The sequence below is a fragment of the Bifidobacterium sp. LH_417 genome, from assembly GCF_056357035.1.
The window spans coordinates 1-532 of the sequence record NZ_JBKEVI010000046.1; the positions used below are offsets into that span (position 1 = coordinate 1).

1 rRNA gene is annotated in these 532 nt (G+C 57.0%); it reads left to right on the forward strand.

Going from position 1 to position 532, the window contains the following annotated elements:
• Positions 1–85, forward strand: a 16S ribosomal RNA gene (locus AC1AYR_RS11760); the annotation flags it as partial.
• Positions 86–532 lie beyond the last annotated feature (447 nt).

Sequence of the window (532 nt, forward strand, 5' to 3'; positions counted from 1 at the left end):
GGAGCCGTCTAAGGTGAGGCTCGTGATTGGGACTAAGTCGTAACAAGGTAGCCGTACCGGAAGGTGCGGCTGGATCACCTCCTTTCTACGGAGAATACAGGATGCCGGTAGGCGTCCGGTGTGTGCCCCGCGCGTGCGATCGTCGCACGGTCGGTCGGGGTCGCTGGTGTGGAAGAGATCATGGGCTGTGGGGTCGCCCTCCTGGGGTGGCCGGTGTAGGTGGTGCGGCATGCTTTTGGGTTCCCGGACCGCCACTCCTGGAGGGTTTTCCTCCGGGTTGCGGGTCCGATGCCTCCGGGCCGCGGGGCTTCCTCTTTTTGTGGGGGTCGGTCGTGGCTTGGTGTGTGTTGGTGGTTTGAGAACTGGATAGTGGACGCGAGCAAGAAAGAGTTTTTTTCTTGTTTCTGTTGATTTCGAATGGACTCCGAGATGTTTTTTTGTCTTGGGTGTTCGTTCGGTCGTTTTGTGATCATTTTGACATGTTGTGTTGATGTGTCGTCCGATGTATTCGCGAATTTGGTTTTCGCCGGTG